Origin of the sequence: Citrifermentans bremense R1 (assembly GCF_000426865.1) — a bacterium.
Taxonomy (GTDB): Bacteria; Desulfobacterota; Desulfuromonadia; order Geobacterales; family Geobacteraceae; genus Geomonas; species Geomonas bremensis.
The window spans coordinates 25,519-38,749 of the sequence record NZ_AUGE01000022.1; the positions used below are offsets into that span (position 1 = coordinate 25,519).

Below are 13,231 nucleotides of genomic sequence, written 5' to 3' on the forward strand. Positions count from 1 at the left end.
GTTATAACTGTTCCTAGTGCCACGGAAGCCGGATTTGACTATTAACATCAGGAAACCAGTAAGTTAGTTGAACCGTGGGTTTTGGCATCATGCCTGCTCTAGGAAGGTTAGAAAATGAAGCGAGACGCAGCGGCGCTCGCTAAAGCTAACCCCGAAAGAGGAGGTCGTCATGGCAGCGATGTTTTGGATCCAGTTCGTGCTAGTGCTGGGAGCAGTGTTGATAGGTATCCGCAGAGGCGGAGTGGCCCTGGGGTTAATCGGCGGGCTAGGCGTCACGGTGCTGGTGCTCGGGTTCCGCAGTGTCCCTTCCGAGCCCCCGATAGCCGTGATGCTTATCATCCTCGCGGTGGTGACGGCGTCGGCGACCCTGCAGGTGGCGGGGGGGCTGGACTACCTGGTGCAACTGACCGAGAAGCTTTTGCGCGCCCATCCCAAGTACGTCACCATCCTCGCGCCTTTGTCCACCTTCTTCCTTACCGTATGTTGCGGCACCGGCCATGCCGTGTACGCGCTGCTTCCGGTCATCTCCGACGTGGCCCTGAAGACGAAGATCCGCCCCGAGCGCCCGATGGCGATCTCCAGCGTCGCCTCGCAGATGGGCATCACTGCAAGCCCGGTGGCTGCCGCCGTCACCTTCTTCCTCGGCTTCGCCGCCAAGGCGGGGCACCCCGTCACCCTCATCGACATCATCTCCGTCACCATGCCTGCCGGCATCATCGGCGTGCTGGCAGCCGCCGCCTGGAGCTTCAATCGCGGCAAGGACCTCGACAAGGACCCGGAGTTCCAGGCCCGTCTCGAGGATCCGGAATTCCGCAAGGGGCTTGACGGTGAAGTGACCACACTCGGCATGAAGATCTCCACCACCGCCAAGGTTTCCGTGGCCCTGTTCTTCGCCGGCGTGGGCAGCATCATCCTTATCGCCAGCTGTCCCTGGATTCTCCCCTTGACCGCTGAAGGCAAACCAATCGCCATGACCACCGTGGTCCAGTTCGTCATGCTTGCCTTCGGCGCCTTCATCATGTTCAGCGGCAACGTAAAGGCCAAGGAAATAGCCCACTCCAGCGTCTTCACCGCCGGTATGATCGCGGTTGTCTCCATCTTCGGGATCGCCTGGATGAGCGATACCTTCATCACCGCCAACAAGAAGTTCCTGGTAGACAACATCGGCGTCATGGTGAAGATGGCTCCCTGGACCTTCGCCATCGCCACCTTCTGCATCTCCGCCTTCGTCAAAAGCCAGGCGGCGACCTTGGCCATCACGCTTCCCCTGGGGCTCGCCCTCGGGCTTCCGGTACCGCTGCTGCTCGGTCTGATGCCTGCAAGCTACGCCTACTTCTTCTTCGCCTTCTACCCCAGTGACCTGGCCGCCATCAACATGGACCGCACCGGCACGACCAGGATTGGGAAGTACCTACTGAATCACAGCTTCATGATTCCCGGGCTGATCGGCGTCAGCGTCTCGACCGTCGTCGCCTACGCCATCTCGCAAGTCCTTCTCTAAACCCGCTTCACAGGGATGAAGGGGATGGAAGGGATATAAAAAAAGCTAAAAGATAAACGGAAATGGGAAAAGGGTCCTGGCGGAATATGCCGGGACCCTTTTTGCGTGGGACTTCTGTGAAGTAGAACCTACAGCTTACAACTCAGAACTGGAAGATGACTTTGAACTTTGAACGTAGAACGTAGAACGGCCGTTAAGCGAGTTCGAAGTTGTTCTGGTAGGCCATCAGTGTATTGATCATCAGCGCCGCGACGGTCATGCGCCCAACGCCGCCAGGGACCGGCGTGATCCACTCGCACTTGGGCGCGACGGCAGCAAAATCCACGTCTCCAACCAACTTGCCGTTCTCCAGCCGGTTGATGCCGACGTCTATAAGCGTTACCCCGTCCTTGACCATGTCGGGCGTGACGAAGCCGGGGATGCCGACGGCAACGATGACGATGTCGGCACGGCGGGTCTCGTCGAGCAGCAGCTCACGCGGCGTCTCGATATGGGTCAGTGTGACGGTGGCGTTGCCGATGTCGAAGTCGTTGGAGAGCATTATGGAGATAGGCTTGCCGACGATGTTGGAGCGTCCGATGACCACGCAGTGCTTACCCGCGACCGGCACCTGGTAGAACTGCAGCAGCTTGCAGATGCCGTAGGCGGTCGCCGGGCGGAAGGCCTTTTGCCCGAGCGCCATGCGCCCGAAGTTGGTGGGGTGGAAGCCGTCGATGTCCTTCTCGGGTGCTATCGCGTTGATCACCCGCTGGGCGTTGATCTGCTTGGGGAGCGGGAGCTGGACGATGACCCCGTCGGTGGAGGCGTCGGCGTTGATCTGTTGGATCATCCAGAGCAGCTCCTTCTCGGTCACGGTCTCGGGAAGCCGGATCAGGTTGCTCTCGAAGCCGGAAAGGGTGCAGGTGGTGACCTTCGATTTCACGTACGACTCGCTGGGGGCGTGGTTGCCGACGAGGACCACCGTCATGTGCGGTTTCCTGAGGCGGGAGTCGACGTGGCGCGCGACCTGTTTCGCTATGCCCGCGATCAGGCTGTCGGCGCATTTCTTACCGTCTAAAAGGTTCATGCTGGTTCCTTAGCTTTGGGTTTGCACGCCCGGAAAAGGACTGCCAGGGCGATGCTGAAAATTTGTATCACAAAAAAAGCTACGCCTCAACAGCTACTTAGCCTGGCGCGGTATACAGCATCCGCGATGCCGGCAGGAATATCTCGGCAGCCCGGTACACCAGGTAACAACGGTAAGCCGGCGGGATCTTTCCCTCGCTTTTGACCGCTTTTCGGAGGGGGATTGGGTCTATTAGTAGCAGGATATAAAAAAGGACGTGGAGTGGAAGTCGGCGTAATTGCATTGATTTTATGTGTTTGGCGAATTAATAGTTTTTAATTGATAAACAGGAGGTATACCAATACTAAACTTTTCGTTGACAAAATTTCGGGAAAACAATAGAGTGCCGAAATACAAAAGGTTTACTGATACTAAACCGGGGAGGATTTCTTGAAAATCGGTGAGAGGTTGAAGAGGCTCAGGATGGTCAACTCGCTTACCCAGGAGGAACTGGCCAGCCGCGCCGATCTTACCAAAGGTTTCATCTCGCAGCTGGAGAACGACGCCACTTCGCCGTCGATTGCGACGCTGAAGGACATCGTCGACGTCTTCGGCATCAGCATGCAGGAGTTCTTCAGCGAGGAGACCGACCAGGACATCGTTTTCGGCAAGGAAGCCCGGGTTCAGGCTACCGATGACGGCGACAGCGTCAAGGTGGAGCTCCTGGTGCCGGGCGCGCAGAACCGGGATATGGACCCGGTGCTGGTTACGCTGGACCCCGGCGGCGAGATGGACGAACAGCCGATCCACGAAGGCGAGGAGTTCGGCTACGTGATCTCCGGGAAGGTGCAGCTCAGGCTGGACGACAAGCTGTACACGGTGGACAAGGGTGAGTGTTTTTATTTCGCTTCCGACCGCAAGCACGCGGTGAAGAATGTAGGAAAAAGCGCGGCGAAGCTTCTCTGGGTAGTGACGCCGCCGACGTTTTACTATTGATAAGAGGAGAGTACGTGAAATGAGCAAAGTACTGATTATCGGGGCAGGTGGTGTAGGCGGGGTTGTGGCGCACAAGTGCGCTCAGGCCACTGGTGAGATCACGGCCATCACGCTGGCATCGCGCACGGAGTCGAAATGCCGCGCCATCGCGGAGCAGATCGAGTTCCCGGTCGCCACCGCGCAGGTTAACGCCGACAACGTCCCGGAATTGATAGAGCTGATCGAGCGCGAAAAGCCGACGCTGGTGATCAACGTGGCGCTTCCCTACCAGGATCTGACCATCATGGACGCTTGCCTCGCGACCGGCGTCGATTATCTCGACACGGCCAACTACGAGCCGCTGGACACCGCGAAGTTCGAGTACAGCTGGCAGTGGGCCTATCAGGAGCGCTTCAAGGAGAAGGGGCTTATGGCGCTTCTTGGCTCGGGCTTCGACCCGGGCGTCACCAACGTCTACACCGCCCTCGCCGCCAAGAACTACCTGGACGAGGTGCACGAGATCGACATCATCGACGCGAACGCCGGCAACCACGGCCAGCCCTTCGCCACCAACTTCAACCCGGAGATCAACATCCGCGAGGTCACCGCTCCCTGCCGCCACTGGGAAAACGGCCAGTGGGTGGAGACCGCGCCGCTTGCCACCAAGCAGAGCTTCGATTTCCCGGAAGGCATCGGGCCTATGAACATCTACCGCATGTACCACGAGGAGATGGAGTCGCTGGTCAAGCACATCCCGACCATCAAGAAGGCGCAGTTCTGGATGACCTTCTCGGACAACTACCTGAAGCACCTCGAAGTGCTGCAGAACGTCGGCATGACCCGCATCGACGAGGTCGAGTTCAACGGCCAGAAGATCGTGCCGCTGCAGTTTTTGAAGGCTGTACTCCCTGATCCCGGCAGCCTGGGGCCGCTCACTAAAGGGCGCACCTGCATCGGCGTCATCGCCCGCGGCATCAAGGACGGCAAGAGGAAGCAGGTCTACATCTACAACATCTGCGACCACGAGGCGTGCTACCGCGAGGTCAAATCGCAGGCGATCAGCTACACCACCGGCGTTCCCGCCGTGGTCGGCGCCATCATGATGCTGACCGGCAAGTGGCGCGGCGAGGGCGTCTTCAACATGGAGCAGTTCGATCCGGAACCGTTCCTGGAAAAACTGGGCTCGATGGGGCTGCCGACCGTGGTAGTTGAAGGCGGCGAGTGGGCGGAACTTACGTGACCAAACTGCATGTGGAAGAAATGACGAGGCTTGCCCCATCACCATCCTACGTGGTGGACCTGGGGCGGCTGCGCCATAACCTGGCTATCTTGAACGAGGTGCAGGAAAAAAGCGGGGCGAAGATCCTCCTCGCGCTCAAGGCGTTTTCCATGTGGAGCGTCTTCCCGATCATCGCGAAAACGCTCCATGGCGTCTGCGCCAGTTCCCCTTGGGAGGCGCGCCTGGGGATGGAGGAGTTCGGCGGCGAGGTGCACAGTTTTTCCGCCGCTTTCAAGGAAAGCGACGTGGCCGAGCTCCTCACCACTTCCAATCACCTGGTCTTCAACTCCTTCAACCAGTTGGAGCGCTTCCGGCCGCTTTGGGAGCAGTACGCCGGGAAAGTCTCGGTAGGGCTCAGGGTAAACCCGGGGCACTCCGAGGGGCACACGCCGATCTACGACCCTGCCGCGCCCAAGTCGCGCCTGGGTATCCTCCGTTCCGAGTTCGACGGGAAATCGCTGCAGGGGGTGGAGGGGCTTCACTTCCACACGCTCTGCGAGCAGCTCTTCGAGCCGCTGGAGCGGACCGCGCGCGTCTTCGAGGAGCAGTTCGGGGAGTTCCTGCCGCGGATGAAGTGGCTGAACCTGGGAGGCGGGCACCACATCACCCGGGAAGGGTACGACGTCGACGCGCTCATCAAGCTGGTGCGCTACTTCAGGGAGAAGTACGACCTGGAGGTCTACCTGGAGCCCGGCGAGGCGATAGCCATCGGTACCGGGATACTGGTCTTCGAGGTGCTCGACGTGGTGCACAACGAGGTGGACATCGCCGTCCTCGACGTTTCGGCCACCTGCCACATGCCGGACATCCTGGAGATGCCCTACCGCCCCGAGATCCTGGGCGGGTACGATGCCGGGGAAAAGGCGCACGACTACCGCCTGGGGGGACCTTCGTGTCTCGCGGGCGACGTGATCGGCGACTGGTCCTTCGACCACCCGCTAGCCGTGGGGGAGAAACTCGCCTTTCTCGACATGTCGCACTACACCATGGTGAAGACCACAACCTTTAATGGGATACAACATCCCCATATCTGCACCTTTGAGCCGCAGACCGGCGAGCTGAAAGTCGTAAGGAGCTTCGGCTACCAGGACTTCAAAAGCCGCCTGTCCTGATGACGCAACATCCCCATTTCATGAAGCACACGGTGAACTGAATTATGGCCAAATGGACTATCAACGATTCCTCGAAGATCTACAACATCGACAACTGGGGCGCGGAGCTCTTCTCCATCAACAAGAAGGGGAACGTCTGCGTGCATCCGTCCCCCAACTCCAAGTACTCCATCGATCTCAAGGTGCTGGTTGACGACTTGATCAAGAGGAAGATCAAGCCCCCGATCCTCCTGCGCTTCATGAACATCCTGGAGGGGCGCATCGCCTCCATCAGCCGGGTGTTCAAAAACGCGATCAGCGACAACAACTACCCGGCCAAGTACCAGACCTTCTACCCCATCAAGGTGAACCAGCAGCGCCAGGTGGTGGAGGCGATCGCGAACTTCGGCAAGAAGTACAACATCGGCCTCGAGGTCGGCTCCAAGCCGGAGCTGGTGGCGGCGATCTCCATGTCGACCGGGAACAACCTACCCATCCTCTGCAACGGCTACAAGGACACCGAATTCATCGAGACGGTGCTCTTCGCGACCCGTGTCGGTTACGACATCACCATCGTCGTGGAGAAACTCTTCGAGCTGGAGAAGATCGTCGAGGTCTCCAAGCGCACCGGAATCGTGCCGAAGCTCGGCATCCGGGTGAAGCTCTCCTCCAAGGGGATCGGCAAGTGGTCCACCTCCGGCGGCGACGACGCCAAGTTCGGCCTGCGTATCTCCGAACTCATCGCCGCCATCGACATGCTCAAGCAAAACGACATGCTCGACAGCGTGAAGCTCCTGCATTTCCACGTGGGGAGCCAGATCACCAAGATCGACAAGATCAAGAACGCCCTCATCGAGGGGACCAGGATCTACGCCGAAATGAGGAAGCTCGGGGTGAACCTGGAATTCCTCGATATTGGCGGAGGGCTTGGGGTCGACTACGACGGTTCCAAGTCGAGCTACTTCTCCAGCGTCAACTACTCGCTCGAAGAGTACGCCAACGACGTCATCTACCAGGTGAAGAACATCTGCGACGACGCAGGTGTCCCTTGCCCGAACATCATCTCCGAGTCCGGGCGCGCCACCGTCGCCCACTACTCGGTATTGGTCACCGACGTCCTGAACAACAACACCCAGACGCTGATGCCGGACTTCGAGTCGATCCTGACCGAGCCGGAGAAGCTCTCGCCGACCGTTAAAAAGCTGGTCGACATCTACAAGAGCATCGACAAGCACTCGCTGCGCGAGGACTACCACGACACCATCCAGCTGATCCAGGAGTCGGTGAGCCTGTTCAACCTGGGGTACCTTAACATGGCGGAGCGCGCCAACGCGGAATGGATCTGCTCCAAGATCATCAGGAAGATCAACTCGATCGTGGAAAAGATGAAGCCGATCCCGGACGAGCTGCAGAACTTCCAGCTGAGCCTTAGGCAGACCTATTTCGCCAACTTCTCGCTCTTCCAGTCCATCCCGGACTCCTGGGCCATCGACCAGCTCTTCCCGATCGTTCCGATCCAGCGGCTGGACGAAAAGCCGGACGTGCTCACCTCCATCGCCGACATCACCTGCGATTCAGACGGCGAGATCACCAGCTTCGTCGGCGAGAACGGCAGGACCAAGGCGCTGCCGCTGCACAAGATCAAGGTGGACGAGCAGTACTACATCGGGTTCTTCCTGATCGGTGCCTACCAGGAGATCCTGGGGGACATGCACAACCTCTTCGGCGACACCAACGCGGTGCATATCACCTTCAACAAGAAGACCAATTACAAGATCGACACGGTGATATCCGGCGACGCCACCTGGGAAAGTCTCAAGTACGTGCAGTACGACAGCCAGGAGATTCTCAAGAGGGTGCGCAACAACCTGGAGAAGGATGTCTCGCTGCAGAAGGTCTCCATCGAGGAGAGCAGCCACTTCCTCGAACTGCTGGATAAGACGCTGCAGTCATACACATATCTGGGGGAGTAGATCCCCCGCTACTGACACAGACGTGAATGAAGGAGAGGCAGCTACAAGCCTCTCCTTTTTTTATGTCTGCCGGATATGGCTGTGTCGGCATTTCTTACACTTCTTATGTTGGAAAATTTTACAAGATGAACGGTAGAGAGAATAAATTTTTTAGGTAAGATTGTCACTGACAGCACTTACCGCACTGGCACTGAATATGCTGATATTTTACGTTTGGTACTGACTATGGAGGTTACCCATGCTCATTCAAGTGGCTTACGACGACGAGAAATATGACTACGTGAAGGACTTCATGCTGGAGAAGTTGATTGACACCGGAGCCATTTCCAAGTTCAGGCGCAGTTCCGGGTGGGTGCATGTTGGCGTGGACCCCATCCGCAAGCGCACCACCCAGAGCAGGGCGGTGGAACAAGGAAGCGGGAGCGACGCAGAGATGATGGGCGAGGCAGAGAAGAGAAGCGAGCCCTATACCGGAATCGAGAGAAGGGCTGTGAACGCCTGAGCTCAGTTGATCGCAATGAGAATCACTCGCTCCCCTTGGATTCCCGCCACGGCACGCACTCGTTGGGCCTCTTCGCGAGCTCGCAGAGGTTGTCCAGAATGTTGTAGTGGCTTTTTTCTTCGTTGGCCAGTGTGAGGTAAAGCCGCACCAGCACCGGATCTTCCTCCTTCTTGGCCATTTGTTCGTAGAGCCTGACGCTCTCAGCCTCCATCTTCAGCGCCAGCTGGTACGCGCCCAGCGCGTCCTGCATCTCCCGCGGGGCCTCCGGCCTGTCGATCAGATCGGTGAAGACGCTCCTTGCCTGCAGGAGCATGGTCGAATCCGCCATTCCCCACTCTTTTTCCTCCTTCAGACTTTTGAACAGGTCGTAATGCTTCTGTTCGTCGGCTGCCAGGCCGGTGAAGATCCCTTTCAGCTCCGGAATCCGGGCCGACTCGGCCAGTGTTTCGTAATACGCCTTCCCTTGCAGCTCGATCTTCATAGCAAAGTCAAAAACGTTCATGGCGTTCCTCCATGCACTTAACCGGTTGATGTTCTGAGGCTGTCGACCCTGCTGAGTATGGGGAGCAAAGGGTCGACGCCCTTTTGTATGTGAGGATTCTCATGGCAGCTTCTCTCTTTGTCAAGAGAAGGGTGCCTGAGCCTCTTTTGACTATGCAATGGCTAAAAAGCTGGTAGACAAATAAGACCAAAATGGTATTTTTAGAGTAAGCCCTTGCTCTCAAGCAGTGGGGCGCAGATTTCTAAGGCGATGAATCAATAAAGCAGTAGGGGAGGATAGTATGAACAGAACCATCAAGCGTTTTGCTGCCATCTTCGCGGCGGTTTTTCTCGTCACGGTCCCGGCCTTTGCCATTGCATCGACCTGGAACATAGATCCGGAACACTCAAGCGCGCAGTTCAAGGTACGCCACCTGATGGTTTCGCACGTTAAGGGAGGCTTCGGGAAGGTTTCCGGTGTGGTTACGGTGGACGACAAGGACATCTTGAAATCGCACGTCGCTGCCAGCATCGACACAGCCTCGCTCGATTCGGGTGTTGCCAAGAGGGACGCGCATCTAAAGAGCGCCGATTTCTTGGACGTCGAGAAGTACCCGACCATGACCTTTACCTCGACGAAGATCGATAAAAAAGGGGACGGCAAGCTCAGGATGACGGGCAACCTGACCCTGCATGGCGTGACCAGGCCTGTCGTGCTGGAGGTCGACGGACCGTCTGCGGAGGTGAAGGACCCGATGGGAAATATCCGGCGCGGCGCCTCAGCTACCACCAAGATCAGCAGGAAGGAGTTTGGGGTTGTCTGGAACAAGGCCCTTGAGGCTGGTGGGGTGGCGGTCGGCGATGACGTCGATATCAGTATCGAGGTGGAAATGATCTTGGCTAAGTGACCCGCCGGATGAAGCTGAATGCAGGGCAGGGCCATCAACTCTCAACTGGCTGATGGCCCTGCTGTTTTTCTGCAAAGGATCCGATACTTAGGCGCATGACGCAGTTATACACCCACGCGTGCGGGTGTAGCCTTAATGAATACAGTGACTTGGAAGTTTTATCAGGACGTGGGACGCCTCTTGGACTGTCCGAGGTGTATGAAAAAAAGATACTATCGGCTGCGGCCGGAGGAGCGCCTCGAATGGGTGATTGGTGTGATTTCAATAACTTGAGGATAAAATCGTCTCGCGTGCAGCTCTGGCATGCTTGATGCTCTTCATGAGTCAAGCAGACTAAAGAACTGATTCCAAAAAGGAGGATGTCATGAGAGCGAGAGCACCTATTACCGCGATTCTTGCAACGGCCGCTTCTGCGACCACGGCTTTTGCAGCAAACGGTGCGCAGGTCGACGAGCCTGGCATCCTTGTCTGGGCCTTCATGGGATTTGCCGCCGTCATCGTAGCGGGGCAGATGGTCCCGGCGGCGCTCCTGGTATTCGGCGCGCTGAAGGCGCTCCTCGGCAAGCCCGAGGAAGCGAAGATGAAGGCTTAAAGGGGCAGGGAGGCTGCTGCAAAACGGCAAAAGCCGCTCGAATTTTCGAGCGGCTTTTCCTTTTTCCAGATTGCGTAATCTTCCGCCAAGCTAGCCTTTCAACCGCTCCGCCAAAAGCTCGGCGGTGTGCTTCACCTTCACCCCTCCGCCCTGCTGGTCGAACCCGCCGCGGATCTGCATCACGCACCCCGGGCAGTCCATGGCCACTACCGGCGCCCCGGTTTCCTTGATGTTCTGCAGTTTCCGCTTGAGTATCGGCGCCGAGATCTCGGGAAGCTTCATGGAGTAGGAGCCCCCCATGCCGCAGCACATGTCGCACTCGAACATCTCCTCCAACTGGTAACCCGCTTTTTTCAGCAGTTCGCGCGGCTCTTCCGATACCTTGAGCGTCCGCTTGAGATGGCAGGAGTCGTGGTAGGTGATTTTCGGAAGCCTTTCCCCTTCCTCAAAGCTCAGCCTTCCTCCATCAGTCAACCGCTTCACGAGCGTCGAGAGATCCACCGTCTTCGCGGCCAGCTCCTGCGCCTTCTCCATCCACTCGGTCTGCCCCAGGCTTTCCAGGGTCTTGCCGAACTCGTGCGCCAGCGCCACGGTGCAGGTGGGGCAGGCGGAGACCACGTACTGCGCCTCGTGCTGCAAGAGCACCTCGATGTTGTCGATCGCGTTTTGCGCCGCGACCTCGTAGGCCCCGTTGTAGAGTGCGGGGGCTCCGCAGCAGGTCTGCTCCTCGGGGAAGACCACCTCGATCCCCGCCTTATTCAGCAGCTTGACCAGCGCGACCCCAGTCTCGGGGTAGGCGAAGTCGATCAGGCAGCCGGCGTAGAAGACGGCCTTTTCCTTTCCCTGCGGCTGCTCGATTTCAGGGAAGATGTCCCTGAACGGCTTCTCCGCGATGGCCGGGAGGCTGCGTCCGTCGGTCAAGTCGGCCAGAAACAGCGGCAGGTGGCGGATGAACCCGGCGGAGCTGAAGGGCTTTGCGGCGACGGAGGCGGCGCGCAGCATGCCGTGGAAAAGCCTTCTGTTGTTCACCACGCCGAAGATCGCCTTCTGCAGCAGCGGCTGCCCCTTTTCCAGCACCAGCCTGCGCCGGATCTCCATGATCATCTCGGGTATGTCGAGCTTCCCTGGGCAGACCTCCTTGCAGTTGCCGCACTGGATGCAAAGCCCCTGTATATCCTCGGACTTCTTCAGCTCGTCGAACCAGGCGGTGAGGATGGTGCCGATCCCCCCGGTGTAGATGCTGCCGAAGACGTGCCCCCCCACCAGCCGGAAGATCGGGCAGACGTTCAGGCAGGAGCCGCAGCGGATGCATTGCAGAGCCTGCTTGAACTTTGGGTCCTGCGCCATCTCGGTGCGCCTGTTGTCCATCAGGATGATGTGCAGCTCCTTTTGGCTCCCGTCGTCGTTAGGTGTGGGGCCGGTGATGATGGAGACGTAGCTGGTGAGAAGCTGCGCCGTGGCGCTCCTGGGTAGCGCGTCCAGGATGGGGGCGACACTCTCGAACTTCTCCACCAGCTTCTCGACGCCGATCAGCGCTACGTGGATCTTGGGAAGGGAGGTGACGAGCCTCGCGTTCCCCTCGTTGGTCACGAGCACGATGCTTCCGGTCTCGGCAACGGCGATGTTGCCGCCGGAGATACCCATGTCCGCGGCCAGGAACTTAGGACGCAGTTCGTTGCGGGCCACCTTCACCAGCCTCGGGATGTCGGTGGTAAGCCGCTCGTCGACCTCCTTGCTGAAGATCTCCGCCACCTCCTCCTTGGTCATGTGGATGGCCGGCATGACCATGTGCGAAGGGGTCTGGCCGGCGAGCTGGATGATCCACTCGCCAAGGTCGGTCTCGGCGACCGAGATTCCCTCCTCCTGCAGGGCACGGTTCAGGTGGATCTCCTCCGTCGCCATGGACTTCGACTTCACCACGCTCCTGACCCCTTTATCCTTGGCCAGTTGCAGGATGTAGCGTTTCACCTCTTGGGGGTCGCGGGTGCGGAACACCTTGGCGCCGAGTGCTTCGGCGTTCGCCTTGAAGACATCGGCTACCTCGTCCAGGTGGCAGGCGGCCTTCGACTTCGCCTCGGCGACGGTGGAGCGGAGCGCCTCGAAGTCCATCCCCTCGTAGGCCTTGGCGCGGTTCACCTTGTAGGCTTCAGAAAACTTGCCGAGCGCGCCGGTCAGGTTGGCGTCGTTGAGGGCCCGGTTGATCGATGCTTTGAACTCTTTTTTCATCCCCTCTCCCCCTCAAGCTCGTCCACGAAGATGATGACCAGACGCTGGGGGCCGTGCACCCCGATGGTGAGGACCCGCTCGATGTCGGCGGTGCGGCTGGGACCGGTGATGAATGCTATGTAGCGGCTGGTCCTGGGGGAGATCCTGCTGAAAAGGGAGACCTTGTCCGGGACGATGTTGGCGCTCGGGACGAGGGCTATGTGGATGTCGGTGAGCGAGGAGGCGAGCCGGTCGGCGGCGGCGCTTTGATCCTGCACCAGCGAGCCGGTGTCGGCGACGGCGAAAGACATCTCGCTGATTCCCACCTTCGCCTGGGCCGCACGCTCCCGGGTCACCTCGAAAGAAAGTCCCGGCAGCTCCTTAAGTGCCCCCGGGTCGATCCCGTTCAGAAAGGTCCCTCCCGCCCATACCGCTCGGCAGCCGGGAAGATCGGTGACGTTCTCACCCTTCAGCAAGGAGACGATCAGCTCGAGCGCCTCTGTCTTGCCGCCGACCCGATGCACCTCCGCCCCGACGGCGGTTGCCTTGGTCTTGAATAGCTCGTACATGCTCTGGTTCCTCCATCCAGCTCTCGCGCCGGTTTCGCCGCCTGCGGGATCGGCCCGCCATAGCTGCAGGAAAGCTGTTTTAAACGGTGACGTTCCGGCTGTTTCGACCCA

General features: G+C 58.8%; 12 protein-coding genes. 8 read left to right on the forward strand and 4 right to left on the reverse strand.

What is annotated here, in order from left to right:
• Positions 1–169: 169 nt before the first annotated feature.
• Complete coding sequence (locus K419_RS0113415) at positions 170–1,501, forward strand: anaerobic C4-dicarboxylate transporter (protein ID WP_026842052.1); 1,332 nt, start codon at positions 170–172, stop codon at positions 1,499–1,501.
• 193 nt (positions 1,502–1,694) lie between these two features.
• On the opposite strand, the gene K419_RS0113420 is transcribed toward K419_RS0113415, so the two are convergent.
• On the reverse strand, positions 1,695–2,567 hold the full coding sequence (locus K419_RS0113420; RefSeq protein ID WP_026842053.1) for a bifunctional 5,10-methylenetetrahydrofolate dehydrogenase/5,10-methenyltetrahydrofolate cyclohydrolase: 873 nt from the start codon (positions 2,565–2,567) through the stop codon (positions 1,695–1,697).
• Between the two features lie 429 nt (positions 2,568–2,996).
• On the opposite strand from K419_RS0113420, the gene K419_RS0113425 reads away from it, so the two are divergent.
• The 5 genes from K419_RS0113425 (at position 2,997) to K419_RS0113445 (ending at position 8,366) form a co-directional block, all read left to right on the forward strand.
• The gene (locus K419_RS0113425) at positions 2,997–3,542 is read left to right on the forward strand and encodes a helix-turn-helix domain-containing protein (protein ID WP_012531347.1); all 546 of its coding nucleotides are present in this window, start codon (positions 2,997–2,999) and stop codon (positions 3,540–3,542) included.
• 19 nt (positions 3,543–3,561) lie between these two features.
• Positions 3,562–4,761, forward strand: a complete 1,200-nt coding sequence (locus K419_RS0113430) for a saccharopine dehydrogenase family protein (RefSeq protein ID WP_026842054.1) — start codon at positions 3,562–3,564, stop codon at positions 4,759–4,761.
• Between the two features lie 20 nt (positions 4,762–4,781).
• Complete coding sequence (nspC, locus tag K419_RS0113435; protein ID WP_404813199.1) at positions 4,782–5,912, forward strand: carboxynorspermidine decarboxylase; 1,131 nt, start codon at positions 4,782–4,784, stop codon at positions 5,910–5,912.
• 44 nt (positions 5,913–5,956) lie between these two features.
• On the forward strand, positions 5,957–7,864 hold the full coding sequence (gene speA, locus K419_RS0113440; RefSeq protein WP_012531344.1) for a biosynthetic arginine decarboxylase: 1,908 nt from the start codon (positions 5,957–5,959) through the stop codon (positions 7,862–7,864).
• A gap of 238 nt (positions 7,865–8,102) precedes the next feature.
• Entirely contained in the window at positions 8,103–8,366 is a 264-nt protein-coding gene (locus tag K419_RS0113445; RefSeq protein WP_026842056.1) for a GSU3473 family protein, read from the forward strand.
• Between the two features lie 22 nt (positions 8,367–8,388).
• Here the strand turns inward: K419_RS0113445 and K419_RS0113450 are convergent, their stop codons facing one another.
• Complete coding sequence (locus K419_RS0113450; protein ID WP_026842057.1) at positions 8,389–8,868, reverse strand: ferritin-like domain-containing protein; 480 nt, start codon at positions 8,866–8,868, stop codon at positions 8,389–8,391.
• A gap of 280 nt (positions 8,869–9,148) precedes the next feature.
• Here K419_RS0113450 and K419_RS0113455 point away from each other — a divergent pair, with 280 nt between their 5' ends.
• Together K419_RS0113455 and K419_RS0113460 are read left to right on the forward strand one after the other, a co-directional pair.
• Positions 9,149–9,754: a YceI family protein gene (locus K419_RS0113455; protein ID WP_084154229.1), complete on the forward strand. Its 606-nt coding sequence runs from the start codon at positions 9,149–9,151 to the stop codon at positions 9,752–9,754.
• Positions 9,755–10,118: 364 nt separating this feature from the next.
• Entirely contained in the window at positions 10,119–10,346 is a 228-nt protein-coding gene (locus K419_RS0113460) for a hypothetical protein (RefSeq protein WP_012531340.1), read from the forward strand.
• A gap of 90 nt (positions 10,347–10,436) precedes the next feature.
• Here the strand turns inward: K419_RS0113460 and ldhH are convergent, their stop codons facing one another.
• Positions 10,437–12,572 carry an L-lactate dehydrogenase (quinone) large subunit LdhH gene (gene ldhH, locus K419_RS0113465; protein ID WP_026842059.1) on the reverse strand — a complete coding sequence of 712 codons (2,136 nt, stop codon included), beginning with the start codon at positions 12,570–12,572 and terminating at the stop codon, positions 10,437–10,439.
• Complete coding sequence (locus K419_RS0113470) at positions 12,569–13,120, reverse strand: lactate utilization protein (RefSeq protein ID WP_026842060.1); 552 nt, start codon at positions 13,118–13,120, stop codon at positions 12,569–12,571. Before K419_RS0113470 ends, ldhH begins: the two co-directional genes overlap by 4 nt.
• Between the last annotated feature and the right edge of the window lie 111 nt (positions 13,121–13,231).

Excerpts from the sequence above, each read along its gene's own strand:
- K419_RS0113415 (WP_026842052.1), top strand. The coding sequence starts at position 170 with ATGGCAGCGATGTTTTGGATCCAGTTCGTGCTAGTGCTGGGAGCAGTG.
- K419_RS0113420 (WP_026842053.1), bottom strand. The coding sequence starts at position 2,567 with ATGAACCTTTTAGACGGTAAGAAATGCGCCGACAGCCTGATCGCGGGC.
- K419_RS0113430 (WP_026842054.1), top strand. The coding sequence starts at position 3,562 with ATGAGCAAAGTACTGATTATCGGGGCAGGTGGTGTAGGCGGGGTTGTG.
- nspC (WP_404813199.1), top strand. The coding sequence starts at position 4,782 with ATGACGAGGCTTGCCCCATCACCATCCTACGTGGTGGACCTGGGGCGG.
- speA (WP_012531344.1), top strand. The coding sequence starts at position 5,957 with ATGGCCAAATGGACTATCAACGATTCCTCGAAGATCTACAACATCGAC.
- K419_RS0113445 (WP_026842056.1), top strand. The coding sequence starts at position 8,103 with ATGCTCATTCAAGTGGCTTACGACGACGAGAAATATGACTACGTGAAG.
- K419_RS0113450 (WP_026842057.1), bottom strand. The coding sequence starts at position 8,868 with ATGAACGTTTTTGACTTTGCTATGAAGATCGAGCTGCAAGGGAAGGCG.
- K419_RS0113455 (WP_084154229.1), top strand. The coding sequence starts at position 9,149 with ATGAACAGAACCATCAAGCGTTTTGCTGCCATCTTCGCGGCGGTTTTT.
- K419_RS0113460 (WP_012531340.1), top strand. The coding sequence starts at position 10,119 with ATGAGAGCGAGAGCACCTATTACCGCGATTCTTGCAACGGCCGCTTCT.
- ldhH (WP_026842059.1), bottom strand. The coding sequence starts at position 12,572 with ATGAAAAAAGAGTTCAAAGCATCGATCAACCGGGCCCTCAACGACGCC.
- K419_RS0113470 (WP_026842060.1), bottom strand. The coding sequence starts at position 13,120 with ATGTACGAGCTATTCAAGACCAAGGCAACCGCCGTCGGGGCGGAGGTG.